We start from the raw sequence: 23,993 nt of genomic DNA, 5'->3' as shown, positions 1-23,993 counted from the left end.
TTTCTGCCATGGTCACCACGTCCGCCACGCTCACCACGCGCCCCGCCGGACCAGGTGGCGGCGGAGCTTTCCGGTGGACGTGCGCGGGAGCGAGGGGACGAAGCTGACGCTTCTGGGGACCTTGAAGGCGGCCAGACGCTCCCGGGCCAGCCGGATCAGGTCCTCCTGCAGGCCCGGCTGCGGTGCCGCGGCAGACACCACGAAGGCCCGCAGCCGGCCGGCGCCGGATCCGTCGGCGACCGCCACCACCGCGACCTCCCGTACCGCCGGATGGGTGCGCAGCACGGCCTCCACCTCCAGCGGGGAGACGGTGATGCCGCCGACCATCTCCATGTCGTCGGTGCGGCCGAGGTGCCGGAAGGTGCCGTCCGGTTCGCGGCGTGCCCGGTCGTGGGTGGCCAGCCAGCCGCCGGTCAGGGTGCGCGCCGTCTCCTCGGGCCGGTTCAGGTAGCCGGGCGTGATCGTCGGCCCGCGCACCCAGAGTTCGCCCTCCGCGCCGTCCGGCACCGGGCGCCCGGCGCTGTCGCGCAGCTCCACCTCGAAGCCGGGTACCGGGCGGCCCACGGTGCCCGGGTGGTTGTGGCCGAGGCCGTTGGCGCAGAAGGCGTGCCCGGCCTCGGTGGAGCCGATCTGCTCCAGCACCGGAGCGCCGAGCAGCTCGGTCACCTGCCGGCCGAGGCCCTCGGGCAGCCCCTCGCCGGCCGAGACCGCGGCCCGTACCGAGGCGAAGCAGGCCTCGTGGCCGTTGCCCCGGTCGGCGACCAGCGCGGCGTACGCGGACGGCACGGAGTACAGCAGGGTCACCCGGTGCCGGGCCACGAGTCCGTCCACGGCGGCCGGGGTCGGACGCCCGTCCACCAGCACGGCGGACGAGCCGGAGAACAGCGGGAAGACGAAGGCGTTGCCGAACCCGTAGGCGAAGTAGAGCTTGGACACCGACAGCGTGACGTCGTCCTCGGTGATCCGCAGCAGCCGCCGGCCGATGAGGTCGTGGTACGTCTTCGGATCGGCGTGCACGTGCACCGCCCCCTTGGGGCGGCCCGTGGTGCCGGAGGTGTACTGGACGTACAGCGGGGTGTGCGCGCCGACCGGGTGGGCGTCGGCCGGCTCGGCGGTGGGGCTGAGCGCCAGCAGCCGGTCGGCGCCGAGCCGGGGCCGGCCGCCGAACCGGCCCTCGAGGCCGGTCCCGGTCACACACAGCACGGCGGCCGAGTCCTCGGCCATGAACGTGTGCTCGGCCGCCGGGAGTTCGGGGTTGACCAGCACGGCCACGGCGCCCAGGCGGGCGGTGGCCAGGAACGCCGTCACCCAGGCGATGCCGTCGGGCAGCGCCAGCAGCACCCGGTCGCCGGGCCGCACGCCCGCACCGGCGAGGACGCTCGCCGCACGGGCCGCGAGGGCGTGCACCTCGCCGTGGGTCCAGATCCGGTGCCCCTGGTGGAAGGCGGTCCGCCCGGTCCATCCGCGCCGCTCGGCCAGCGCGGCGAGCTGTGCCGCGAGGTTGCCGGGCGCGTCGGCGTCGGGCGCGACCGGGCCGCGGAAGGGCCGCAGGGTGGGAGCGGTCATCGGGCGGGCTCCTCTACGACGGCCGGGAGGGCGGCGGGCTCACGGCGGGGGCGGACGCGCGGGGCGGGTTCCCGGCGGGCGTCCGCCGGTGCGGTGGCCGCTCCCATGTCCTGGAGGGTCGTCACCCGTACCGCCTCCCGGGGCGCGACCGCCGCCGGCTGTTCCCGCATGGCCCGCAGGGCCCGCATCTGGGCCGCCGTCTTGAGCAGCATCTCGTCGTACTCGGCGACCGGGTCGGAGTCGAGGACGATGGCCCCGCCGGCCCCCAGGTGCAGCAGACCGTCCGCGAGGACGGCGGTGCGAATCACGATGCTGAGGTCCGCGCCGCCGCTGCACCCCAGGTAGCCGAGGGCACCGGAGTAGACGCCGCGGGCCTCGGTCTCCAGGGAGTCGATGATCTCCATCGTGCGCAGCTTGGGCGCACCGGTCATCGACCCGCCGGGGAAGCAGGCGCGGACGCAGTCCACGGCGTGCGTGCCCTCGCGCAGCCGTCCCTCGACGGTGGAGACGAGCTGGTGGACGGTGGCGTACGTCTCGGTGGCCATGAGCCGGGAGACCCGGACCGTCCCGGTGCGGCAGACCTGGCCCAGGTCGTTGCGGAGCAGGTCGACGATCATCAGGTTCTCGGCGCGGGTCTTGGCGTCCGTCGCGAGCGCGTCCCGCAGCCGGGCGTCCTCCGCCGGGGTGCCGCCGCGCGGCGCGGTGCCCTTGATGGGCTTGGCCTCGGCGGTCCCGTCCCGGGTGACGCGCAGGAACCGCTCGGGCGAGGAGCCGGCCACGTCGAGGTCGCCGAACCTGAGGAACGCCGCGTACGGCGCCGGGTTGACGCGGCGCAGCGCCCGGTAGAAGTCGTAGGCGTCGGACGGCGCGGGCAGCCGGGCCGTGTTGGTCAGGCAGACCTCGTAACTGGTGCCCTTGCGCAGTTCGTCCTGGCAGGCCTCGATGTCCGCGAGGTACGTCGTCCGGTCGCGGACCAGCCACGGCTCGGCGGCGGTGAGATCCGGGGCGGTGGGGCCGGGCAGTGCCCGTGCGTCGGAGTCCGGGGCCACGAAGGTGAGGTGGGCCACCGCGCTCTGCAGCCAGTCCGCGGCCTCCAGGGTGGCCTGCGGGGTGTCCTCCGCCAGGCAGACGGCGTAGGTGAACCCCTCCTCGTGGTCGACCACGATCAGCCGGTCGGCGAACAGCCAGCAGGCGTCCGGGGTCGTCGCCCGGTGGCGGTTCGGCGATCCGCAGTCGGCCTTCGTCTCGTAGCCGAAGTAGCCGACGTAGCCGCAGGTGAAGTCGAAGGGCAGCCCGGTGGCGTCCACCTGCCGGTTCGTCAACTGCCGCCTGAGGTAGTCGAAGACGCTCGCCGTGACCTTGCGCGGCGGCCGTCCGGCCCGCTCGATCTCGCAGCGGCCGGACGCGACGTCGTACCGCACGAACTCGGAGAGCGGGCCGCTGTCGTCGCCGAAGAAGGAGAAGCGGGAGCGCCCCGGCTCGACCAGGGAACTGTCCAGCCAGAACGCCCGCGGGGAGTCGGCGTACATCCGGGTGAAGGCGGCCTCGGCGTCCACGGCGGTGGCGATGCGCCGGGTGTGCAGACGGTGGACCGGGCGGCCGACGCGCCGGGGCTGGGGGATGGTCGTGACCGACGGGCCCGGCGAGGTGCGGGAGATCGGGGTGACCGCGGTGTTCTTGGTGCGGGGTTTGCGGGCGAGTTCGGCCGTGAGGTTGCGGAAGTTCACCAGCATGCGGTGGCCGTAGTCGGTGAGGACGGACTCCGGGTGGAACTGCACCCCCCACAGGGGCCGGCTGCGGTGCCGCAGCCCCATCAGCACACCGTCCTCGGCCCAGGCCGTGGCCTCGAGGGTCTCGGGCAGCGGTTCGTGCACGGACAGCGAGTGGTAGCGGACCGCGGTGAAGTTCTGCGGCAGACCCCGGAACAGGTCCTGTCCGTCGTGCCGGACCGCGGTCAGGTGCCCGTGCCGGGGCTCCGGGGCGGGCAGCACCCGGCCGCTCTCCCCGAGGGCTATGCCCTGGTGGCCCAGACAGACGCCGAGCACGGGAAGCCTCGACTCCGCGATCAACCGTGAGCTGATGCCGAAGTCGCGGGACTCGGCAGGATGTCCCGGACCCGGTGACACCACCACGTTGTCGAACTCCGCGAGGTCCGGTACCGAGCCGGCCGGGGCGTCATTGCGGATCACCACCGGCTCCTCGCCGTTCACCTCGGCGATCAGCTGGAACAGGTTGTACGTGTACGAGTCGAAATTGTCGATGAGCAGGGTCTTCACCCGCCCACCTCCCTTGGGTCGTTCCCGGGTCTACGCGGTCCGTCGTTTGTGCCGTCCACGGAGCGCCTGGAGCGGCGGATACAGCCATTTCTTGAGGAAACGCTGAAGTCGCGGCATGAGAATCCAGGTGACGAGAGCCGTCACACACAGGCACAACAGGAGCGTACGAACGATCGGATTGAGGCCGCCGAGATAGGGGAGCACGATCAGATTGAACAGGAGTACCGGTGGAAAAACCGCACTCATGTTCACGAACCAGAGTTTCCATTTCGCCGGGGGGACCGGTGCGGCCGGCGGCGCGGGTGCGGGGGCCGGTGACACGGGCCGGGGGGCCTGGGCGTCGAACCATGCCTTCGCACCCCGTACGCTCTGGCGGCCGGTCTCCCGCGCGACCCCCGTCGCGCGGGCGTCCCACTGCTTCCGGTCGCGGGAGATCTCCCAGCCCAGAGCCGCGTCCTCGCTGGCGAAGCGATAGACGACATGCCACTCGGCCTCCTGGTCGACAAGGACACCTCCTCCCATGAAGCCCGGCTGCCGTGAACTCGCGCCGAGCATGGCCCACCCCAAGGAGTGGAAGTCGGCCTCACGGCCCGGCGTCACGTGATAGGCCACGGTGACGGTGACGGGATTACTGGTCACACCGTCGAGTACGTGAAGAAACTGTGCGGTGTTCAAGATTCAACGGACTTTTTTGCGTGTCCGGTTCGTAACCTTATGCAAGCGCTTGCCGCAAAGGCTGGAAAAGGTAAAGGATAAAAAGCGCCGGAAATCAGTGGCCGACCGGCCGATTTACCAGCGGAAATTGCCGAGGCCGCGGCCGCGCGTCAGGCCGCCTCGGCCGGCGCCTCCCCGAACCGGGCCAGTGCCAGCGCGCCCGCCACCGCGACGAGGAACCCCAGCACGGCCAGCCACGCCAGCCCCTCCCGGGTCCGGTCGCCGAGCCACACCACGCCCACGGCCGCCGGACCGAGTGTCTCCCCGACGACCATCCCGGCGGTGGCGACCGTCACCGAGCCCCGCTGCAGCGCCGAGGTCAGCAGCAGGAACGCGGCGCCCCCGCCCAGCAGCAGGGCGTACGCCGCCGGATCGGCGACCAGGTCGGCCGGCCGCGGGGAGCCGACCAGCCGCACCGCCACCTCCACCACCCCGAACCCGAACCCCGCCCCCAGGCCGAGCAGCAGCGCCCGCCCCCGCTCGGGCAGCCGCCCGCCGGCCAGGCCCAGCAGCAGCACCCCCGAGGCGGTCCCGAGCAGCACCCACTTCAGCGCCGCCGGCCCGCTCCGGTCACCCTCCGTCCCCGAGGCCAGTCCCAGCATCGCCAGCCCCGCGCACACCACCGCGACCGCCGCCCACTCGACCCCGCTCAGCCGCACCCGCAGCAGTCGCGCCGCGACCACCGCGGTCACCGCCAGGCTGGCGGCGAGCGCCGCGCCCACGGCGTAGATCGGCACCGACCGCAGCGCCACGACCTGCAGCACGAACCCGAGCCCGTCCAGCGCCAGCCCGGCCGCGTACCGCCACTGCCCCAGCGCCCGCAGCAGCAGCGCCGCGTCCCCGCCACGTCCACCGGTGGCCGCCGCCCGCGCGGCCACCGCCTGCCACACCGTCGCCGTACCGAAGCAGACCGCCGCGCCGAGCGCGCACACCATTCCGAAGAGCACGGAGTGACTGTAGGGGAGTGACCAAAACAGGCCCCCGGGCTCCAACGCGCTCTCACCGATCTCTAGGCTTGCTGCGGTACCGGACATAAACGGGGAGAACACGAAACATGGCGAACACGCGAAGCCAACTCCGCTCCACCGCGGTCGTCCTCGGCGGCGTGGGCGTCCTGGCAGCCGCCCTCACCGCCTGCTCCTCCGACCCCGACAAGCGCTGCGTGGACCGCGGCAGCTACAACGTGGCCAAGGGCTACAAGGTCGTGTCCGACAAGAACTGCAAGTCCGGCAGCACCAAGACCGCCGTCAACGGCACCTGGTACTACGGCGGCAAGAAGAAGAGCGGCTGGGTCGACGGCGGCTCCTTCACCAAGTCCGGCAAGGGGTCGGGCGGCTCGGACGACGACAACCACCGCTCCGGAGTCCACCGCGGCGGCTTCGGCGGCGGCAAGGGCGGCTCCGGCGGCTGAGGCCGATCCGGACCCGGACCCCGCATGGAACGCCACACCATCGCCCCCCGCCCCGGCTGGCAGCGCACCGTCGAGGAACAGGGCCTGATCTACCCCCTCACCCGGTACCCCGACGGCTCCCTGCGCCCGTACTGGGACGAGAGCGCCTACTACGCCTTCACCCTCGACGAGGTCGAGGCCCTGGAGGAGGTGGTCGAGGAGCTGCACGGCATGTGCCTGGCGGCGGCCGACCACATTGTCACGGCAGGCCGCTTCGCCGACCTCGGCATCACCGACCCCCGGGTGGCGCACGCGGTCGCCGAGGCCTGGCACCGCCGCGCCGAACTGCCCTCCGTCTACGGCCGCTTCGACCTGCGCTACGACGGCACCGGCCCGGCCAAGCTGCTGGAGTACAACGCCGACACCCCCACCTCGCTGGTGGAGGCCGCATCGGCGCAGTGGTTCTGGATGGAGGACCGCTTCCCCGGCGCCGACCAGTGGAACAGCCTGCACGAACGCCTCGTCGCCGCCTGGCGGAAGCAGTCCGCGCTCCTCCCGCCCGGCAGCCCGCTGCACTTCGCGCACTCCTCGGCCGACGAACTCGGCGAGGACCTGATGACGGTCGCCTACCTGAAGGAGACCGCGGAGCAGGCCGGCCTGGACACCGACTGGATCTCCATGGAGGAGATCGGCTGGGACACCCTGTCCGGCCGCTTCGTCGACAACGACCTCCGCTTCATCCGCGCCGTCTTCAAGCTGTACCCGTGGGAGTGGCTCACCACCGACGCCTTCGCCGGACACGTCCTGGACACCCTCGACAACGGCGGCGGCACCGGCAGCACCCTGTGGATCGAGCCCGCCTGGAAGATGCTGCTGAGCAACAAGGCCCTGCTGGCGATCCTCTGGGAGCTCCACCCCGGCCACCCCCACCTCCTCCCCGCCTATCTGGACGGTCCGCGCGACCTCGCCACGACCACCGGTTACGTCGCCAAGCCCCTGCTCGGCCGCGAGGGCGAGGGAGTGACGGTCCACGAACCGGGCGCCGAGGCGGTGGTGCGCGAGGAGGCCTGCTGCTACCAGCGGCTGGCGCCCCTGCCGGACTTCGACGGCAACCGCGTCGTCCTCGGCGCCTGGGTGGTCGGGAACGAGCCGGCGGGGCTGGGCATCCGGGAGTCCTCGGGCCTGATCACGGACGAGTACGCACGCTTCGTGCCCCATGTGATCCCGTAGAAGGACCCGTGGTCCGGACGCGCTGGCCCAGGAAGAGGGCCGCCCGGTCCAGTGCCTCGTCCGCCTCCTCGAGGACGCCGGCGAACGCCTGGAACACGTGGGGCACGTCCGCGGTGACGTCGAGGACGGCGTCCACGCCGAAGGCCCTCGCCCGCGCGGCCATACGAGTGGAGTCGTCCAGGAGCAGTTCGTTGGTGCCCGCCTGCAGCAGCATCGGCGGGAGGCCGGTCAGGTCGGCGAGTACGGCGGGGCTCAGCATCGGATGGTGCGGGTCCTGCCCCGCGAGGTACATGGCCCCGGTGTGTCCCAGGCTCTCGCGCGTGAAGTACGGGTCGAGGCCTGCCTTGGTGTCCATGCTCTCCCCGGTCCGGGTGGCGTCGAGTGCGGGGGAGAACGCCACGATCGCCGCGGGCATCGGCAGGCCCGCGTCCCGGGCGGCGAGGCAGGTGGTGACGGTGAGACCACCCCCGGCGGAGTCGCCGGCGAACGCGATGGCCGAAGGGTCCTCGCCGCCGTCGAGGAGGGCGCGGTAGGCGCTCAGCGCGTCCTCGATCGCGGCCGGGTACGGGTGCTCCGGCGCGAGCCGGTAGTCCAGCGACAAGGCCCTGAACCCCGTCCTGGCCACCAGATTGCCCGTCAGCGACAGCGCGGTGTGGGGCGAACCGAAGACGTAGGCGCCGCCATGGAAGTACAGGATCGTTCCTGCGCGGGGACCGCCGACCGGCTCGACGAGCAGCGCGGGGCGGGGGCCCAGCGCCGTCGCCGTGGTGCGTATTCCCTCGGGGACGATCATCTCGGCCATCATCGCCCTGAACCAGGCCCGCATCTCCTCGACCGACCGGGGCTCGTCGGACCGGGACTCCTCGGACCGGGGCTGCCGCAGCATCGCGTCGATCGCCGCGCGCTGTTCCCTGCTCATCCCATGCTCCCATCGTAAGTAGATGCCGGTACACTATATGCCGTGACATATAAATCAACCGATGGCGGCACCGACCTCCCGGGCTTCTTCTCCGACCTCGTCCGCTGCGAGACGCGGCTCTACAACGCCCTCAACGACCCTCTGCGCGAACGGCACGGCATCGTCACGTCGCAGTTCGAGTTCCTGCGCCACCTCCGCGACCACCCCGGGTCCCGGGTTGCGGACCTCGCCGCCGCGTTCGCCGTCGGCATCGGGGCGACCAGCAAGGGCGTCGACCGTCTGGAGAGACACGGATGGGTCGCGCGGCACCCCAATCCGTCGGACCGCCGGTCATCGCTGCTGGCGCTGACCGACGACGGCCGGGAACTGGTCGACGCGGCGGAGGGCACCTTCACCGAGCGCCTGGCCGAACTGCTCGCGGACACCCTCGACGACCCCTCGATGCCGGCCGTCGCGCAGACCCTCGCCAAGCTTCGCTCCGCACTGGAGCGCGCCCAGACCGGCATGCCCACAGGCTGACGCCACGCTCGCATGGTGGACGCGGTACCGGTACCACCCGGACCGCCCGGTAGGCTGATCGCCGGGCCGTGACTGGCGCGCTTGGATGGGATGGACCATCGGGGAGCGGTCCCGTCGGAAACGAGTGCCGTGCGCCTGGGCCGAACCGTGAACGCGAACGCCGTACGAAAACGCCGTCCGGAGGCCGACATGCCAGAGCAGCAGCCCCTCTCCACCGAGTCCACCGCCTTCCGCGCCGCCCTCGACGTGGTCCGCGCCGTCGAGCCCCGGGTCGCCGACGCCATCGGCCAGGAGGTCGCCGACCAGCGCGAGATGCTCAAGCTGATCGCCTCCGAGAACTACGCCTCCCCGGCCACGCTGCTGGCCATGGGCAACTGGTTCAGCGACAAGTACGCCGAGGGCACCGTCGGCCGCCGCTTCTACGCGGGCTGCCGCAACGTCGACACGGTGGAGTCGCTGGCCGCCGAGCACGCCCGTGAGCTCTTCGGCGCCCGCCACGCCTACGTCCAGCCGCACTCCGGCATCGACGCCAACCTCGTCGCCTTCTGGGCCGTACTCGCCGACCGCGTGGAGGTGCCGTTCCTGGAGAAGACCGGCGCCCGCCAGGTCAACGACCTCACCGAGGCCGACTGGGCCGAGCTGCGCCAGGCCTTCGGCAACCAGCGCATGCTCGGCATGTCCCTGGACGCCGGCGGCCACCTCACCCACGGCTTCCGCCCGAACATCTCCGGCAAGATGTTCGACCAGCGCTCCTACGGCACGGACCCCGCGACCGGCCTGATCGACTACGACGCCCTGCGCGCCCAGGCGCGCGAGTTCAAGCCCCTGATCATCGTCGCGGGCTACTCGGCCTACCCCCGCCTGGTGAACTTCCGGACCATGCGTGAGATCGCCGACGAGGTCGGCGCCACGCTCATGGTCGACATGGCCCACTTCGCGGGCCTGGTCGCGGGCAAGGTCCTCACCGGCGACTTCGACCCGGTCCCGCACGCCCAGATCGTGACGACCACGACCCACAAGTCCCTGCGCGGCCCGCGCGGCGGCATGGTCCTGTGCGACGACTCCCTCAAGGACCAGGTCGACCGCGGCTGCCCGATGGTGCTGGGCGGCCCGCTCCCGCACGTCATGGCCGCGAAGGCCGTCGCCCTCGCCGAGGCCCGGCAGCCCGCCTTCCAGGACTACGCCCAGCGCATCGTGGACAACTCCCGCGCACTCGCCGAGGGCCTGATCCGCCGTGGCGCCACCCTCGTCACCGGCGGCACCGACAACCACCTCAACCTGATCGACGTCGCCGGCTCCTACGGCCTCACCGGCCGCCAGGCCGAGGCGGCCCTCCTCGACTCGGGCATCGTCACCAACCGCAACGCCATCCCCGCCGACCCCAACGGCGCCTGGTACACCTCCGGCATCCGCATCGGCACCCCCGCGCTGACCACCCGCGGTCTGGGCACGGCCGAGATGGACGAGGTCGCCGGCCTCATCGACCGTGTCCTGACCACCACCGAGCCCGGCACCACCAAGTCGGGCGCCCCCTCCAAGGCCTCCCACGTCCTGGACCCGAAGGTGGCGGACGAGATCTCCCAGCGGGCGACGGACCTCGTGTCGGGCTTCCCGCTGTACCCGGAGATCGACCTGGGCTGACCGGCCTCCCCCGGAGCTCAGAGATCGATCAGCTCCTGCCGTGGCTCCTCCCGCGGCGGTCCGGCCTCCCGCCGGGCCGCCGTGCGGCGCGCCAGGAAGCCGCCCGCGAACCCGGCGGCGAGCCCTCCGGCCGCCCACCACAGGGGATCACCGGACCGGTGCCCGCCACCGGACGCGTCGTGGCCCTCGGGCATGAAGCCGTCCCCGGCCAGCCGGTCGTAGAGCGCCCGCGGCGCCCGGTGCCACCGGACGTCGTCGTCCTGCGTCTGAGGTGCCGGATCGGTGCGCACCCAGGGCGTGCCGTCCCGCGCCAGGATCAGCTGGTCCTGCCGCTCGACGGCCACGTCCCCGCCCGGCGCCCGGTGGGTCTGCGGCCATCCGCCGACCCCGGTCAGGCCCCACACCACGGTGAGCCGCACGGCCGGATACCGCCCCTGGGACCAGGCCGTGGGCACCGGCTCGGTCCCCGTGTACGTCGGCTGCAGCAACTTCCACAGCCGGGCGAAGCCGGGATCCCCGGAGCGCAGGCTCGTCGTCGTGCCGCCCGCGCCGTTCGGGACGATCATCGCCACGTCGGGGCGGTCCGCCGCCCGCGCCCCGGACGCCCCGGTCAGGACGAGCGCGCACGCCGTTGCCGCCGGCCATGCCGTCCGCACCCGCCGGCGCCCGCCGCGCCCGTGCCCGTGCCTTGCCATCGTCCCCCCCCGGGTACGCCGCCGGTGCCCCGCGCATGCCACCCCCTTGTTACACCACCGCGGACAGGTCGAGTCCCTTCTGTTCCGGACCAGTTCCGGATCGGGCCCCGGAACCTGAGAGAATGGTGAGCATGGCCACTGACCGCCCGCCCGTCGCCCACCCCCACCCCCAGGGGAATGGCTCCGCCATGCAGCATCCTTTGCGCGTGCTCTCCGGAATCCAGCCCACCGCAGGCTCGTTCCACCTCGGCAACTACCTCGGCGCCGTGCGCCAGTGGGTGGCCCTGCAGGAGAGCCACGACGCGTTCTACATGGTCGTCGACCTGCACGCGATCACGGTCCCGCAGGACCCCGCGGACCTGCGTGCGAACACCCGGCTGGCCGCCGCCCAGCTGCTGGCGGCCGGGCTCGACCCGGACCGCTGCACCCTGTTCGTCCAGAGCCATGTCCCCGAGCACGCCCAGCTCGCCTGGGTCATGAACTGCCTCACCGGCTTCGGCGAGGCGTCCCGCATGACCCAGTTCAAGGACAAGGCCGCCCGGCAGGGCGCCGACCGCGCATCCGTCGGCCTGTTCACGTACCCGGTCCTGCAGGTCGCGGACATCCTGCTGTACCAGGCCCACGAGGTCCCCGTCGGCGAGGACCAGCGCCAGCACGTCGAGCTCACCCGTGACCTCGCCGAGCGCTTCAACGGCCGGTTCGGCGAGACCTTCACCGTCCCGAGGCCGTACATCCTCAAGGAGACGGCGAAGATCTACGACCTCCAGGACCCGACCGTCAAGATGAGCAAGTCGGCGGCCACGCCGAAGGGCGTCATCAGTCTCCTGGACGAGCCGAAGGCCAGCGCGAAGAAGGTCAGGAGCGCCGTCACCGACACGGACACGGTGATCCGCTACGACGTGGCGGACAAGCCGGGGGTGTCGAACCTCCTCACCATCTACTCCACGCTCACCGGCAGGTCGATCGCCGAGCTCGAGCGGGACTACGAGGGCAAGATGTACGGCGCGCTGAAGACGGACCTCGCCGATGTGATGGTCGAGTTCGTGACGCCGTTCCGGGAGCGCACCCAGCAGTACCTGGACGACCCGGAGACGCTGGACTCGATCCTGGCCAAGGGCGCGGAGAAGGCGCGTGCCGTGGCGGCGGAGACGCTCGCTCAGGCGTACGACCGGGTGGGTTTCCTGCCCGCGAAGCACTGAGGCGCACGACCGCACACACGTACCGTGGGCGGAGCGCTGCACATCACTTCCGCTGCGCCTGCCCACGCGACTCCCGTGGCCGTACAGTCGATAGCCGGACGGCTGCGCACGTACCGGACGAGAACGAAACAAAGAGCGACGACAGGAGACGACGTGGGGACCGTAACGATCGGCGTGTCGATCGCGGTTCCGGAGCCTCACGGCAGCCTGCTCCAGGAGCGGCGCGCGGGCTTCGGCGACGCCGCTGCTCACGGCATCCCCACGCATGTCACCCTGCTGCCGCCGACGGAGGTCGAGGAGACCGACCTGCCGGCCGTCGAGGCGTACCTGACCGAGGTGGCGGCGGCCGTCCGGCCGTTCGCGATGCGGCTGTCCGGCACCGACACCTTCCGGCCGCTGTCCCCGGTGGTCTACGTGCGGGTCGTGGAGGGCGTCGAGGCCTGCGCCCGGCTGCAGCAGCGGATCCGCGACACCTCCGGGCCGGTCGCCCGTGAGCTGCAGTTCCCGTACCACCCGCATGTCACGGTCGCGCACGGCATCGACGAGGCGGCGATGGACCGGGCCTTCGAGGAACTCGCCGACTACGAGGCCGCCTGGCACTGCACCGGCTTCGGGCTCCACGAGCAGGGCGCCGACGGGGTGTGGCGCAAGCTGCGGGACTTCACCTTCGGCGGCGGCACCATGGTGCCCCAGCAGGCGGCCCCCGTGGACCGCGGCACGATCCGCAGCCACCGCTAACGCTGCGACCGGAAAGGTTCACCGGCTCGCGACGCCCGGCACGGCACCTCGCCGCGTTGTCGCACCACCCGAGTACACCCAGTACGCGGGTGATGCTCCGCCTTGCGAGGCACCGCACCGGACGCCGCGAGCTTCCCGGCAAACCTTTCCGGTCGCAGCACCAGCCTCGCCCCGCCGCCGGACAGGCCCTAGATCGGCAGCCGCCGGAACACCGTCCGCGGTACGTGCCGCAGCGCCGACATCACCAGTCGGAGGGCGCCCGGCACCCACACCGTCTCCGTGCGGCGCCTGAGCCCCAGTTCGATGGCCGTGGCGACCGCCTCCGGCGTGGTGGCGAGGGGGGCCTCCGCCAGACCGGCGGTCATCCGCGTCCGGACGAAGCCGGGGCGTACGACCATGACGTGCACGCCGGTGCCGTGCAGCGCGTCGCCCAGGCCCTGGGCGAAGGCGTCCAGACCGGCCTTGCTGGAGCCGTAGATGAAGTTCGAGCGGCGGGCCCGCTCGCCGGCGACCGAGGAGAGCACCACCAGGGAGCCGTGTCCCTGGGTCTGCAGGGCCCGCGCGGCGACCAGGCCGGCCGAGACCGCGCCCGTGTAGTTGGTCTGCGCGACCCGGACGGCGCCCGCCGGCTCGCGCTCGTCGACCGCCTGGTCCCCGAGGATGCCGAAGGCGAGCAGCACCATGTCGACGTCGCCCTCGGCGAAGACCTTGCCGAGAACCGTCTCGTGGGAGCCGGGGTCCAGGGCGTCGAAGGCGACGGTGCGTGCGTCGGCCCCTTGGGCGCGCAGGTGTGCGGCCGCCTCGTCCAGGGCGGGCGAGGGGCGGCCGGCCAGCCACACGGTGCGGGTGCGGCGGGTGACCAGCCGGCGTGCGGTGGCCAGCGCGATCTCGGACGTACCGCCGAGGACGAGCAGCGACTGGGGGATTCCGAAAGCGTCCTTCACGACAACTCCTAGAGGTTGAGCCGGCGGGAGAGGTCCGACGTGAAGACCCCGGCCGGGTCCAGCTCCGCGCGCAGCGCCCGGAACTCGTCGAGCCGTGGGTACATCGCGGCGAGCAGCTCCGGGCGCAGCCGGGAGTCCTTGGCCAGGTAGACCCGCCCGCCGGCGGCGGCCACCTCCTCGTCCAGCTCGTCGAGGAGGGGCCCGAGGCCCGGCAGCCCGGACGGGACGTCGAGTGCGAGGGTCCAGCCGGGCACCGGGAAGGACAGCCAGCCCGGGTCGGCGTCGCCGAAGCGCTTGAGGACGGCGAGGAAGGACGGGCACCGGCGGGCGGAGACGCGGTGCACGATGCGGTGCAGGGCCTCCTCCTGGCCGTGTCCGACGACGAACTGGTACTGGAGGAAGCCGGCGCGGCCGTAGATCCGGTTCCAGTGGGGAACGCCGTCCAGGGGATGGAAGAAGGCCGGGATGCGCTGGAGTTCGCCGGTCCGCGCACGTGGTGCCTTGCGGTACCAGAGTTCGTTGAAGAGCCCGACCGTGGTGCGGCCGAGGACGCCCTCCGGGACGAGGGCGGGGGCGGCCGGGAGCCGCCGGGGGCGGAAGGACAGCGGGCGCCGCCGCGCGCGCGTGCCCTCGAGCGCCTCCAGGGGGGCGTGGTCGCCGCGGGTGAGCACCGCGCGGCCGGTCGCGGCGCCGCGGGCGAGGAGGTCGATCCAGGCGACCGAGTAGTCGTAGCGGTGGTCGCCGGCGGTCAGCCGGGCCATCAGGTCGTCGAGGTCGGCGGCGCGCTCGGTGTCGACGGTCATGTACGCGGTCTCGACCGGCAGCAGCCGCAGCGTGGCCGTCAGGATCACCCCGGTCAGGCCCATGCCGCCGGCGGTCGCGTCGAACAGGGGGGTCCCCGGGCGCGCGGTGCGCACCTCGCCGTCGGCGGTGAGCAGCTCCAGGGACAGCACGTGGCGGGAGAAGGAGCCGGAGACATGGTGGTTCTTGCCGTGGATGTCGGCTCCGATCGCCCCGCCGACGGTCACCTGGCGGGTGCCGGGGGTCACCGGCACGAACCAGCCGAGCGGCAGCAGCACCTCCATCAGCCGGTGCAGGGAGGTGCCCGCGCCGCACAGTACGGTCCCGTCGTCGGCGTCGATCGCGTGGACGCGGTCGAGACCGGTCATGTCGAGAACGGTCCCGCCGGCGTTCTGCGCCGCGTCCCCGTACGCCCGTCCGAGGCCTCGTGCGATACCGCCGCGGTCCCCGCAGTCGCGGACGGCGGCCGCGGCCTCCGCGTAGGTCCGCGGGCGGACCAGCCGGGCGGCGGTGGGTGCGGTGCGGCCCCAACCGGTGACGGAAACGGTGTCTCCAGACATGCCGGTGACCGTATCGCCCGTTATGGGGGCGACCAGTTATGGAACATGGCTTCCCTCCCCGAAATGGGTGATTAATGGGATGTCGTCCAATATTGCCGTAATTCAAGCGGGCCGGACGTGAACAGTGGATCCACATGGACGACCTGGATCACGACCTGGATCACGACCTGGACCACCGGATCCTTTCCGCGCTCCACGCCCGCGGCGCCGATCCGTGGGTGGCGTCCGCCGCCCGTGGACTCTCCCTGAGCGGAGAGCACGGCGCGCTGTGGCTCACGACCGGCCTCGCCGGAGCCGCCGTGGACGGGGCGCGGCGCAGCGCCTGGCTGCGCGGCACGGCGCTCGTCGCGGGCGCGCACCTCGCCAGCATGGCCGTGAAGCGCCTCGTGCGCCGCGCGCGCCCCACGCACGTCGAACCCCTGGTGCGCACCGCCGGCCGGCACTCCTTCCCCAGCTCCCACGCCGCCTCCGCCGCGGCCGCCGCCGTCGCCTTCGGAGCGCTCGGCGCCCGTCCGGTGCCGCCGCTCGCCGCCGCCATGTGCCTGTCCCGGCTGGTCCTCGGCGTCCACCACCCCTCCGACGTGGCGGCGGGCGCGGCCCTGGGGGCGCTGACGGCACGAGCGGGAGCCCGCTGGATGAGGGGGAGCACCGATGGCTGACCTCGCGCTCCTTGAGCGCCGCCCGCCCGGCGAGCCCCCGCTCCCGCCCCGGCGCCGGGGCACCCTCCTGGGCGGTCTGCTGAGGGCCATGCGCCCGAAACAGTGGGTCAAGAACATCCTCGTCCTCGCCGCCCCGGCCGCCGCCGGCCGGCTCTTCTCACGGCACGCGCTCACCCAGGTCGCACTGGTCTTCGCCCTGTTCACCGCCTGCGCCGCCGCCGTCTACCTGATCAACGACGCACGCGACGCCGAGGCCGACCGCGCCCACCCCGTCAAGCGCCGCCGCCCGGTCGCCGCCGGGCAGGTCCCCGTGCCCGTCGCCTACGCCACCGGCGGCGCACTGGCCGTGCTCGGGCCCGCCGCCGCCCTCTGGCTGGCCTCCCCGGCCGTCGCCGCCCTGCTGACGGCGTACCTCGGCCTGCAACTGGCCTACTGCGTCACCCTCAAGCACCTGCTGGTCGTCGACCTCGCCGTGGTGACCACGGGATTCCTGATGCGGGCGGTGATCGGCGGGGTCGCGCTCGGCATCCCGCCGTCCCGCTGGTTCCTGATCACCACCGGCTTCGGGGCGCTGTTCATGGTGTCGGCGAAGCGTTACTCCGAGGCCGTCCAGATGGCCGGACAGGCGGGTGCGACACGTGCGCTGCTCACCGAGTACACCACCGGCTACCTGCGCTTCGTCTGGCAGCTGGCGGCCGGCGTCGCCGTCCTCGCCTACTGCATGTGGGCGCTGGAGGCGGGCGGTGTGCCGCACACCAGCGTGCTGCCCTGGCGGCAGTTGTCCATGGTCGCGTTCATCCTCGCGGTCCTCAGGTACGCCGTCTTCGCCGACCGCGGCACCGCCGGCGAGCCGGAGGACGTGGTGCTGCGCGACCGCGCCCTGGCCCTGATCGGCGCCGCCTGGCTGGCCATGTACGGTCTGGCGGTGGCCAATTGGTGACCCCGCCGCGGCGGGGCGAACTGTTCGGCTTCGCCACCGCGGGGCTCCTCGCCTACGCCACCGACCTGGCGCTCTTCAGCTACCTGCGCGGACCCGCCGCCTGCGACCCGATCACCGCCAAGTCCCTGTCCTTCGCGGCCGGCTGCACGGTCGCCTACGCCGGCAACGCCCTCGGCCCCTACCGCCGCACCCGGCCCGGAGGGCTGCGCACCTACGCCGTCTTCGTCGCCGTGAACCTCGCCGGGGCCCTCGTCCAACTGCTCTGTCTCACCGTCAGCCACTACGGCCTGGGCCTGACTTCGCAGCGGGCCGACACCGTTTCCGGCGCCGGAATCGGCATGGCACTGGCCACAGTCCTGAGGTTCTGGGGTACCCGGACATTGGTCTTCCGAGACGAGGGCAGAGTCGGATCATGGACTGGCTGAAAACACTCCCCGGCGTGGGACCGCTGTTCGCGCGCCTGATGACCACGCACGCGTGGCGCTCGTACGAGCGCCTGGACCGGGTGAAGTGGACACGGCTGGCCGCCGCCATGACGTTCGTCAGCTTCATCGCGCTGTTCCCGCTGCTGACCGTGTCCGCCGCGATCGGCGCCGCCACGCTGAACCCGGCCGGACAGCGGCACGTGGAGAAGCAGATCGCGGAGCAGTTCCCCGGCATCTCCGACCAGCTGGACATCACGTCCCTGGTCCAGAACGCGGGCACGGTCGGCTCCATCGCGGGCGCCCTGCTGCTGCTCACCGGCATCGGGTGGGTCGGGCAGATACGCGACTGCCTGCGCGCGGTGTGGGAGCTGCCCGACACCGACGAGAACCCCATAGTGCACAAGGCCAAGGACGCCGGGATCCTGATCGGGCTCGGCGGCGCGCTGCTGGTCACGCTCCTGACCTCCGGCCTCGCCTCCGCGGCGGTCGGCTGGGCGGCCGGCGGTCTGGGGCTCGCCGAGCACGGCTGGGGCACCGTGCTGCTCAGCGTCGTCGCGTTCGCCGTCGCCGTCCTCGCCGACTTCCTGGTCCTGCTGTACGTGCTGACCCTGCTGCCCGGCGTCGAGCCGCAACGCCACCGCCTGTTCGTCGCGGCGCTCACCGGCGCGATCGGCTTCGAACTGCTGAAACTGCTGATCAGCGGCTACATCCAGGGCGTCGCCTCGAAGAGCATGTACGGCGCCTTCGGTGTCCCCGTCGCCCTGCTGCTGTGGATCAACTTCACCGCGAAACTGGTCCTCTTCTGCGCCGCCTGGACGGCGACGCCGAGCAAGGCGGCCGAGCTCAGGAACGAGTCCGGCGACGTACGAGATCGGGCAGTGGCCACCGGCGGTTGACCAGGAACGCCCCGCCGCCCAGCAGCACCAGCAGCCCCCCGGCGACCGCCAGGGCGATGCCGGCGCCGCGCGCACCGCCCCCGGAAGGCGCGGCGGCCACCGGCTTCGACGACGGCCCGCCGCTCCCGCTCCCGCCCGCCTGGCCGACCGGTGGCGTCACGCCGGGCCGCCCACCGGCCGGGACGGCGCCCTTGGGCGGCACCAGCTCACCCACCGGCCTGACCTTGCCGACCGCCCCGAAGCCCCAGTCGAAGAGCCGGGCGGCCTCCTTGTAGACCTCGTTGTGCTCGTGCTTCTCCGGATTCATGACGGTGACCAGCAGCACGTGGCCGCCGCGTTCCGCGACACCGGTGAACGTGGCGCCCGCCTGGCTGGTGTTGCCGTTCTTCACCCCGGCGATGCCCTGGTAGACGGGCACGTCCGTGTCGCCGCTCAGCAGCCGGTTGGTGTTCCGGATCTCGGTGGAGCCGAACTTCGCCGTCACGGTCGAGCAGTAGTCGCGGAAGTCCTTCTTCTGCAGACCCGAGCGGGCGACCAGCGTCAGGTCGTACGCCGACGACACCTGTCCCGGCCTGTCGTAGCCGTCGGGACTGAGCACGCGCGTGTCCAGGGCCTGCAGCTCGTCCGCGTGCGCCTGCATGTCCTCGACGGTCCGCCCGATGCCGCCGTTCATCCGCGACAGCACGTGCACGGCGTCGTTGCCGGACCTGAGGAACACGCCGAGCCACAGATCGCGGACGGAGTAGGTGCTGTTCTCCTTGATCCCGACCACGCTTGAGCCGGCGCCCAGGCCGGCCAGGTCGGACGCGATCACCTTGTGCTCGGTGGTCTTCGGGAAGCGGGGCAGCACCGTGTCGGCGAACAGCATCTTCAGCGTGCTCGCCGGGGGCAGCCGCCAGTGCGCGTTGTGCGCGGCCAGCACCTCGCCGGACTCGGCGTCGGCGATGATCCAGGAGCGCGCGGTGACGTCCTTGGGCAGCACGGGGACGCCGCTGCCGAGGTCGGCCTGGGTGCCCGGCTCGCCCAGCCGGGCGCCGCCGACCGTCGACATGTGCGCCGGGGGAGTCGCCGTCGGGCCGGCCGAGGGGGACGGCGCGGCGACGGCGGCGGGCGCGGCGAGGGACGCGGACAGCAGCGCGGCGGACGTGACCAGCAGGGACCGCCCGGCGGCCGTGGGGGGTGTGAGCACGAGCGGAAACGTACCTTGCCGGCTCCCGCGACCCCGGGCGCGGACCCGGACGGCCGCCCGCGATACTGAACCCATGAAGCTCAGCCGCCCGGTGTCCTGGTTCCTGCTCGCCTTCGGGGTGTGGAGCTGGGTCATCTGGGTCACTTTCGTCAAGAATCTCGTCAAGGACAGCAGCGGTCTCGCCTTCGACGACGGTCACCCGACGGCGTACTTCTGGGTGCACCTGACGCTGGCGGTCGTTTCCTTCGTATTGGGGACGGTGATCGGGGTCATCGGGTTCCGCGGACTTCGCGCACTGCGCCGCACGTCATAACGGCAGCGAGGGGCAGGGGCCCGACTTCGCCAGGGCGCTCGGCGACCGGGACAAGACCCGCACCTGCGCGCTGCTCGCCCATCAGCCGGTGCAGATCCACGAGGCCGTCCGGTACGGCGTCGACCTGCAGCTCTCCGGGCACACCCACGGCGGCCAGCTCTGGCCGGGCAACCTCGTCGCGGCGGCCGCCAACCCGACCGTGGCGGGACTGGAGCGCTACGGCGACGCCCAGCTGTACGTCAGCAGGGGCCCGGGCGCCGGGGGCCCGCCCACGCGCGTGGACGCCCCCTCGGACGTCACCGTGATCGAGCCGGCGGCGCGGTGACGATTCCTCAGCAAGCCCCCCAAGACTTGGAAAACAACCCCCGGGTAAGTTCTTTCTCATCTAGCCAGATTGCTCTTCCCCCACCTCAAACACGTGTGATTAGGTGAGCCGCGCCACTAGGGGGTGGCGTTTGTGTGCAGGGCCTGGGTAGGGCTCGGGTAGGGCCTGGGGAGGGCACCACCATGCGATCGGTTCGCATGCGGATTCTCGCGATGTCTCTGGTAGTCGCAGCCGTGGGCGTCGGCGGCTGGCAACTGTTGCCGTCACAGGGGGACGACGACAGGACCATCACGGTCGGCACGACGGACGCCGTCACGTCACTGGACCCGGCCGGTGCCTACGACGCCGGCTCGTGGGCGTTGTTCAGCAACGTCTTCCAGTCACTGCTGTCCTACGAGCCGGGCGGCGCCACACCGGTGCCGGACGCGGCGAAGAGCTGCGCCTTCGTGGGCAGCGGACTGAAGACCTACACGTGCGAGCTCCGGGCCGGGATCACCTTCCCGAGCGGACGGGCGATGACCGCGGAGGACGTGAAGTACTCCTTCGACCGGGTCAAGAAGATCAAGTCGGACGTCGGTCCGGCGTCCCTGTTCTCCACCCTGGACTCGGTGACCGCCGCCGGCGACACCGTCACCTTCCACCTCTCCTCACCCGACGCCACCTTCCCGTTCAAGGTGGCGTCGGGGGCGGGTTCGATCGTCGACCGGGAGAAGTACCCCGCGGACAGCCTGCGCTCCGGCAACGATGTCGACGGCACCGGCCCGTACCGGCTGACCTCGTACACCAAGGGCGAGCAGGCCACCCTGGAGCCGAACTCCGCCTACAAGGGCGACCTGGACGACACCGGCCGCCCCGTCGAACTGCGCTACTACGGCGACTCCGCGAAACTGGACGCCGCCTGGAAGGACAAGCGGATCGACGTCGTCACCCGGAACCTGCCGCCGAAGGTGCTGTCCGGGCTGTCCGCCAGCGACCCGAACCAGCGCGTCACGGAGTCCGACAGCTCGGAGACCCGCAACCTCTACCTCAACACCCGCCGGAGTTCCCCGCTGCACGACGTCAGCGTCCGGCGGGCCATGGCCTGGCTGGTCAACCGCGAACAGCTGGCCGAGACCGTGTACGACGGCACCGTCGACCCGCTGTACTCGCTGGTCCCGGCGGGCCTCAACGGCCACACCACGTCGTTCGCCGACGCCTACCCCGAGCCGAGCGCCAGGAAGGCGAGGCAGCTGCTCACCGAAGCCGGTGTCTCCCTCCCGGTGCACTTCACCTTCGGCTACGGCAGGGGCCGGGGCTCCGGTGCCGAGGAGGCCGCCGAGCTGAAGCAGCAGCTCGAAGCGAGCGGCCTGTTCAAGGTGGACGTCAAGGGTTACGAGTGGACCGACTTCCAGAAGCGGTGGGCGACCGGCAAGCTGGACGCCTGGGCGGTCGGCTGGGTCGCCGACTACCCCGACCCGGACACCTTCGGCGCCCAACTCGTCGGCACCGGCTCCACGATGAACACCGGCTACAGCAACAAGCTCGTCGACAACCTGATCATCGACAGCCAGCAGTACGCCGACCGCAGCCGGGTCACACAGGACTTCCGCTCCCTGCAGGAGGACGTGGCGCGCGACGTGCCGCTGATCCCGCTGTGGCAGCGCAAGGAGTACGTCGTCAGCAGCGAGGACGTCGGCGGCGGCCAGTACCTCGACGACGGCACCGGTGTGTACCGGCTGTGGCGCCTGGAGTGGATCTGACGGTCCGCTACTCCGTGGGGCGGTCCACGACCGCACGGGCGCGCTCCGGCAGGGTCACCGTCACCTCCAGCCCCTCGCCGGGCGCCGTCCGCACGGCCACCTCGCCGCCGTGCGCGTGCACCACGCCCTGCACGATGGCCAGGCCCAGCCCGCTGCCCGCGCCGCCGCCCGCCCGGAAGAACCGGTCGAAGACCCGGGCCGCGTCCTCCTCGGCCAGCCCCGGACCCTCGTCGGCGACGCACAGCCGCACCACCCCGTGCGAACGCCCCACGCACAGCCGCACCGGCACGTCGGCCGGCGTGTGCGTGCGGACGTTGGCCAGCAAGTTGCCCAGCACCTGCCGCAGGCCCGACTCGTCGGCGCGCACCAGCAGCGCGCCGTCGGCGGCCACGGTGACCGGCCGGTCCGGCTGCTGCACCCTGAGGTCCTCGGCGGCCTCCCGCACCAGCCGGCTCAGGTCCACGTTCCGCAGGCGCAGTTCGGGCCGCTGGTCGAGGCGGGCCAGGGTGAGCAGTTCGTCGACGAGCCGACCCATCCGGTCGGCCTCGGCGTTCATCCGGTCCCAGGCCCGTTTCCGCTCGCCCGGCTCGTTCAGCATGCCCTTGTCGTAGAGCTGGAGGTAGCCGCGGATCGCCGCGAGCGGGGTGCGCAGCTCGTGCGAGGCGTCGGCGACGAAACGGCGCAGCTGGGCCGCGGTGTGCTCACGGGTGCGGTACGCCGACTCCACCTGGTGCAGCATGGAGTTGAGGGCCAGCCGCAGCTGCTCGACCTCCTGGGTCGGATGACAGCTGGAGGGTACGCGCCGGGTGAGGTCGCCCTCGGCGATGGCGGTGGAGGTCTCCACCATGTCCTCCAGCGGCCGCAGCCGGCGCCGGACGGCGAACATGGTCAGGCAGCACAGCAGGGCGAGCAGCAGCGTGCCGACGGCGAGGTCGAGCCTGAGGGCTTTCGCTATGCCCTGGTGCAGGGCCTCGGTGGACTGGGCGAGCAGGATGTAGGAGCCGTCGGCGAGGCGGACGGCGGTGGCGCGATAGGCGGCGCCGTGCACGGTGACGTCGCGCGGGGCGCGATCGGCCGCGAGGTCGCGGGGGCCGTCGACGGCGGCGGCGAGGGAGCGCTGGGCGTCGGTGGGCTCGACGCCGAAGAGCGCGAGGGCCCTGCCCCGGCCGTCGACCGCGGCGAAGATCGAGTCCGGCGTGGGCTGCCCCTGCGCGTACGTCGGCGCCATCCGGTCACGGATCACGTCCAGCCCGCCGATCGAGTCGACCTGGTGCAGGGTGAGCCGCGAACCGCCCAGCGACTGGCGCATCTTGAGCATCTCGGTGTCGACCTGGCCGACCAGGTAGTGCCGCATCCCCATCAGGCTCACCGCGGTGGCCACCACGATGCCGACGGCGAGCAGCCCGACGTTGGCCAGGGTCAGCTTCCCGCGCAGCGAGTGCACGCCGTGCCTGCGGTGGTGCCTCACGCCAGCCCGTATCCGACACCGCGGCGGGTGGTGATGACCGGCGGCCCCAGGGGCTCGAGCTTGCGCCGCAGATAACTTATGTAGGTCTCCACGACGGTGGATTCGGACGGGGCGTGCTCGTACTGCCAGACGTGGCGCAGCAGTTGTTCCTTCGGTACGATCCGCCCGCCGTTGCGGACCAGGAACCGCAGCAGCGCGTACTCGGTCGGGGTCAGTTCCACCGTGCGGCCCGCGCGGTGCACGGAGTACGCCGTCTCGTCCAGCTCCAGGTCGCCGTATCTGAGCGGCGGGCGCTCGGGGATCACGTCGGAGGGGCGGGTGCGGCGCAGCACCGCGCCGATCCGGGCGACGACCACGTCGATGTCGAACGGCTTGGTGATGTAGTCGTCGCCGAAGCCGAGGGCGCCGACGATCTCGGCCGGCGCGTCACGCGCGGTGAGGAACACCAGCGCCAGATCAGGCTGCCGGGCGCGCAGTTCACGGCCCAGGGCACGGCCGTCCCCGTCCGGAAGCATGACGTCGAGCAGGGCGGCGTCCGGCCGGGTGCGCCCGGCGAGCGTGCGGGCCTCGCGGACGGTGCCCGCGGTCATCACCTCGAAGCGGTGGTAGCGCAGGGCGATGGCGAGGACGTCCGCGATGCTCTCCTCGTCCTCCACGACCAGCACGGTTCCTGGAGCGGTCATGCCCCCAGTATCGGGTGAGGTCGTCGACCACGTGTCCGGATCGCGCTTTGGAGTTCCTTGAGAGTCGACCGCGCCGCGTGTCCCGCGCGTGCGGGGTTGCCGATGCTGGTGCCAGGACCCGGGGGACCGACCGGTGAAGTACGGACGAATCAAGGAGCGTTGAG

23 protein-coding genes, 1 pseudogene and 1 riboswitch are annotated in these 23,993 nt (G+C 72.2%); of the genes and pseudogenes, 13 read left to right on the top strand and 11 right to left on the bottom strand.

Annotated features, from left to right (window positions below; genetic code table 11):
- Positions 1-30: 30 nt before the first annotated feature.
- The 4 genes from ACWC21_RS31450 to ACWC21_RS31435 all read right to left on the bottom strand — a co-directional run bounded on the left by ACWC21_RS31450 (position 31) and on the right by ACWC21_RS31435 (position 5,491).
- Complete coding sequence (locus ACWC21_RS31450) at positions 31-1,566, bottom strand: AMP-binding protein (RefSeq protein WP_450886707.1); 1,536 nt, start codon at positions 1,564-1,566, stop codon at positions 31-33.
- A complete protein-coding gene (gene pabB, locus ACWC21_RS31445) occupies positions 1,563-3,842 on the bottom strand; it encodes an aminodeoxychorismate synthase component I (protein ID WP_450886705.1) in 2,280 nt (759 codons plus the stop codon). The genes ACWC21_RS31450 and pabB overlap by 4 nt, the downstream gene beginning before the upstream one ends.
- A gap of 30 nt (positions 3,843-3,872) precedes the next feature.
- The gene (locus ACWC21_RS31440; protein ID WP_450886703.1) at positions 3,873-4,481 is read right to left on the bottom strand and encodes an antibiotic biosynthesis monooxygenase; all 609 of its coding nucleotides are present in this window, start codon (positions 4,479-4,481) and stop codon (positions 3,873-3,875) included.
- Between the two features lie 185 nt (positions 4,482-4,666).
- Positions 4,667-5,491, bottom strand: coding sequence for a hypothetical protein (locus tag ACWC21_RS31435; protein ID WP_450886783.1), 825 nt, complete (start codon positions 5,489-5,491; stop codon positions 4,667-4,669).
- Positions 5,492-5,610: 119 nt separating this feature from the next.
- Between ACWC21_RS31435 and ACWC21_RS31430 the strand changes: the two genes are divergently transcribed.
- A complete protein-coding gene (locus ACWC21_RS31430) occupies positions 5,611-5,967 on the top strand; it encodes a hypothetical protein (protein ID WP_450886702.1) in 357 nt (118 codons plus the stop codon).
- 24 nt (positions 5,968-5,991) lie between these two features.
- Positions 5,992-7,176, top strand: coding sequence for a glutathionylspermidine synthase family protein (locus ACWC21_RS31425; RefSeq protein WP_450886700.1), 1,185 nt, complete (start codon positions 5,992-5,994; stop codon positions 7,174-7,176).
- On the opposite strand, the gene ACWC21_RS31420 is transcribed toward ACWC21_RS31425, so the two are convergent.
- Positions 7,133-8,095 (bottom strand): alpha/beta hydrolase, encoded by a 963-nt coding sequence (locus tag ACWC21_RS31420; RefSeq protein WP_450886699.1) that lies wholly within the window; start codon positions 8,093-8,095, stop codon positions 7,133-7,135. The genes ACWC21_RS31425 and ACWC21_RS31420 overlap by 44 nt on opposite strands.
- Positions 8,096-8,137: 42 nt before the next feature.
- On the opposite strand from ACWC21_RS31420, the gene ACWC21_RS31415 reads away from it, so the two are divergent.
- Positions 8,138-8,614 carry a MarR family winged helix-turn-helix transcriptional regulator gene (locus ACWC21_RS31415; RefSeq protein ID WP_450886698.1) on the top strand — a complete coding sequence of 159 codons (477 nt, stop codon included), beginning with the start codon at positions 8,138-8,140 and terminating at the stop codon, positions 8,612-8,614.
- Between the two features lie 58 nt (positions 8,615-8,672).
- Positions 8,673-8,762, top strand: a riboswitch (ZMP/ZTP riboswitch).
- A 41-nt stretch (positions 8,763-8,803) separates the two neighbouring features.
- Positions 8,804-10,255, top strand: a complete 1,452-nt coding sequence (locus ACWC21_RS31410) for a glycine hydroxymethyltransferase (RefSeq protein WP_450886696.1) — start codon at positions 8,804-8,806, stop codon at positions 10,253-10,255.
- A 17-nt stretch (positions 10,256-10,272) separates the two neighbouring features.
- On the opposite strand, the gene ACWC21_RS31405 is transcribed toward ACWC21_RS31410, so the two are convergent.
- Entirely contained in the window at positions 10,273-10,950 is a 678-nt protein-coding gene (locus ACWC21_RS31405; protein ID WP_450886695.1) for a hypothetical protein, read from the bottom strand.
- A 188-nt stretch (positions 10,951-11,138) separates the two neighbouring features.
- Between ACWC21_RS31405 and trpS the strand changes: the two genes are divergently transcribed.
- Positions 11,139-12,149 (top strand): tryptophan--tRNA ligase, encoded by a 1,011-nt coding sequence (gene trpS, locus ACWC21_RS31400; RefSeq protein ID WP_450886781.1) that lies wholly within the window; start codon positions 11,139-11,141, stop codon positions 12,147-12,149.
- Positions 12,150-12,302: 153 nt separating this feature from the next.
- Complete coding sequence (locus ACWC21_RS31395) at positions 12,303-12,887, top strand: 2'-5' RNA ligase family protein (protein ID WP_450886694.1); 585 nt, start codon at positions 12,303-12,305, stop codon at positions 12,885-12,887.
- Positions 12,888-13,075: 188 nt separating this feature from the next.
- On the opposite strand, the gene ACWC21_RS31390 is transcribed toward ACWC21_RS31395, so the two are convergent.
- Positions 13,076-13,831: a decaprenylphospho-beta-D-erythro-pentofuranosid-2-ulose 2-reductase gene (locus ACWC21_RS31390; protein WP_450886693.1), complete on the bottom strand. Its 756-nt coding sequence runs from the start codon at positions 13,829-13,831 to the stop codon at positions 13,076-13,078.
- A gap of 8 nt (positions 13,832-13,839) precedes the next feature.
- Complete coding sequence (locus ACWC21_RS31385; RefSeq protein ID WP_450886692.1) at positions 13,840-15,192, bottom strand: FAD-binding protein; 1,353 nt, start codon at positions 15,190-15,192, stop codon at positions 13,840-13,842.
- A 134-nt stretch (positions 15,193-15,326) separates the two neighbouring features.
- Between ACWC21_RS31385 and ACWC21_RS31380 the strand changes: the two genes are divergently transcribed.
- The 4 genes from ACWC21_RS31380 to ACWC21_RS31365 are packed head-to-tail and all read left to right on the top strand — an operon-like array spanning position 15,327 to position 18,112.
- A complete protein-coding gene (locus ACWC21_RS31380; protein ID WP_450886690.1) occupies positions 15,327-15,851 on the top strand; it encodes a phosphatase PAP2 family protein in 525 nt (174 codons plus the stop codon).
- Positions 15,844-16,791 (top strand): decaprenyl-phosphate phosphoribosyltransferase, encoded by a 948-nt coding sequence (locus ACWC21_RS31375; RefSeq protein WP_450886688.1) that lies wholly within the window; start codon positions 15,844-15,846, stop codon positions 16,789-16,791. The genes ACWC21_RS31380 and ACWC21_RS31375 overlap by 8 nt, the downstream gene beginning before the upstream one ends.
- On the top strand, positions 16,785-17,216 hold the full coding sequence (locus ACWC21_RS31370) for a GtrA family protein (protein WP_450886686.1): 432 nt from the start codon (positions 16,785-16,787) through the stop codon (positions 17,214-17,216). Before ACWC21_RS31375 ends, ACWC21_RS31370 begins: the two co-directional genes overlap by 7 nt.
- The gene (locus ACWC21_RS31365; RefSeq protein ID WP_450886684.1) at positions 17,204-18,112 is read left to right on the top strand and encodes a YihY/virulence factor BrkB family protein; all 909 of its coding nucleotides are present in this window, start codon (positions 17,204-17,206) and stop codon (positions 18,110-18,112) included. Before ACWC21_RS31370 ends, ACWC21_RS31365 begins: the two co-directional genes overlap by 13 nt.
- On the opposite strand, the gene ACWC21_RS31360 is transcribed toward ACWC21_RS31365, so the two are convergent.
- Positions 18,060-19,301, bottom strand: coding sequence for a D-alanyl-D-alanine carboxypeptidase family protein (locus tag ACWC21_RS31360; RefSeq protein WP_450886682.1), 1,242 nt, complete (start codon positions 19,299-19,301; stop codon positions 18,060-18,062). The genes ACWC21_RS31365 and ACWC21_RS31360 overlap by 53 nt on opposite strands.
- 73 nt (positions 19,302-19,374) lie before the next feature.
- On the opposite strand from ACWC21_RS31360, the gene ACWC21_RS31355 reads away from it, so the two are divergent.
- From ACWC21_RS31355 to ACWC21_RS31345, 3 genes and pseudogenes are all read left to right on the top strand, one after another.
- Positions 19,375-19,614, top strand: a complete 240-nt coding sequence (locus tag ACWC21_RS31355; protein ID WP_450886681.1) for an SCO4848 family membrane protein — start codon at positions 19,375-19,377, stop codon at positions 19,612-19,614.
- A 4-nt stretch (positions 19,615-19,618) separates the two neighbouring features.
- Positions 19,619-19,939 (top strand): annotated as a pseudogene (locus ACWC21_RS31350) (metallophosphoesterase); the annotation flags it as partial.
- 182 nt (positions 19,940-20,121) lie between these two features.
- Positions 20,122-21,678 carry an ABC transporter substrate-binding protein gene (locus ACWC21_RS31345; RefSeq protein WP_450886680.1) on the top strand — a complete coding sequence of 519 codons (1,557 nt, stop codon included), beginning with the start codon at positions 20,122-20,124 and terminating at the stop codon, positions 21,676-21,678.
- 7 nt (positions 21,679-21,685) lie between these two features.
- Here ACWC21_RS31345 and ACWC21_RS31340 read toward each other — a convergent pair whose 3' ends face one another.
- Together ACWC21_RS31340 and ACWC21_RS31335 are read right to left on the bottom strand one after the other, a co-directional pair.
- Positions 21,686-23,146, bottom strand: a complete 1,461-nt coding sequence (locus ACWC21_RS31340; protein WP_450886679.1) for a sensor histidine kinase — start codon at positions 23,144-23,146, stop codon at positions 21,686-21,688.
- On the bottom strand, positions 23,143-23,829 hold the full coding sequence (locus ACWC21_RS31335; protein ID WP_450886677.1) for a response regulator transcription factor: 687 nt from the start codon (positions 23,827-23,829) through the stop codon (positions 23,143-23,145). Before ACWC21_RS31335 ends, ACWC21_RS31340 begins: the two co-directional genes overlap by 4 nt.
- Between the last annotated feature and the right edge of the window lie 164 nt (positions 23,830-23,993).

Source organism: Streptomyces sp. NPDC001348 (assembly GCF_053597535.1).
Note: the sequence above shows the minus strand (reverse complement) of the source record. Positions and strands in the feature narration are given on the sequence as shown.

Bases quoted from the DNA above. Each gene is read 5' to 3' on its own strand.
- ACWC21_RS31450 (WP_450886707.1), bottom strand. From the start codon at position 1,566: ATGACCGCTCCCACCCTGCGGCCCTTCCGCGGCCCGGTCGCGCCCGAC.
- ACWC21_RS31435 (WP_450886783.1), bottom strand. From the start codon at position 5,491: ATGGTGTGCGCGCTCGGCGCGGCGGTCTGCTTCGGTACGGCGACGGTG.
- ACWC21_RS31430 (WP_450886702.1), top strand. From the start codon at position 5,611: ATGGCGAACACGCGAAGCCAACTCCGCTCCACCGCGGTCGTCCTCGGC.
- ACWC21_RS31425 (WP_450886700.1), top strand. From the start codon at position 5,992: ATGGAACGCCACACCATCGCCCCCCGCCCCGGCTGGCAGCGCACCGTC.
- ACWC21_RS31420 (WP_450886699.1), bottom strand. From the start codon at position 8,095: ATGAGCAGGGAACAGCGCGCGGCGATCGACGCGATGCTGCGGCAGCCC.
- ACWC21_RS31410 (WP_450886696.1), top strand. From the start codon at position 8,804: ATGCCAGAGCAGCAGCCCCTCTCCACCGAGTCCACCGCCTTCCGCGCC.
- ACWC21_RS31405 (WP_450886695.1), bottom strand. From the start codon at position 10,950: ATGGCAAGGCACGGGCACGGGCGCGGCGGGCGCCGGCGGGTGCGGACG.
- trpS (WP_450886781.1), top strand. From the start codon at position 11,139: ATGCAGCATCCTTTGCGCGTGCTCTCCGGAATCCAGCCCACCGCAGGC.
- ACWC21_RS31385 (WP_450886692.1), bottom strand. From the start codon at position 15,192: ATGTCTGGAGACACCGTTTCCGTCACCGGTTGGGGCCGCACCGCACCC.
- ACWC21_RS31380 (WP_450886690.1), top strand. From the start codon at position 15,327: ATGGACGACCTGGATCACGACCTGGATCACGACCTGGACCACCGGATC.
- ACWC21_RS31375 (WP_450886688.1), top strand. From the start codon at position 15,844: ATGGCTGACCTCGCGCTCCTTGAGCGCCGCCCGCCCGGCGAGCCCCCG.
- ACWC21_RS31365 (WP_450886684.1), top strand. From the start codon at position 17,204: ATGGACTGGCTGAAAACACTCCCCGGCGTGGGACCGCTGTTCGCGCGC.
- ACWC21_RS31355 (WP_450886681.1), top strand. From the start codon at position 19,375: ATGAAGCTCAGCCGCCCGGTGTCCTGGTTCCTGCTCGCCTTCGGGGTG.
- ACWC21_RS31345 (WP_450886680.1), top strand. From the start codon at position 20,122: ATGCGATCGGTTCGCATGCGGATTCTCGCGATGTCTCTGGTAGTCGCA.
- ACWC21_RS31335 (WP_450886677.1), bottom strand. From the start codon at position 23,829: ATGACCGCTCCAGGAACCGTGCTGGTCGTGGAGGACGAGGAGAGCATC.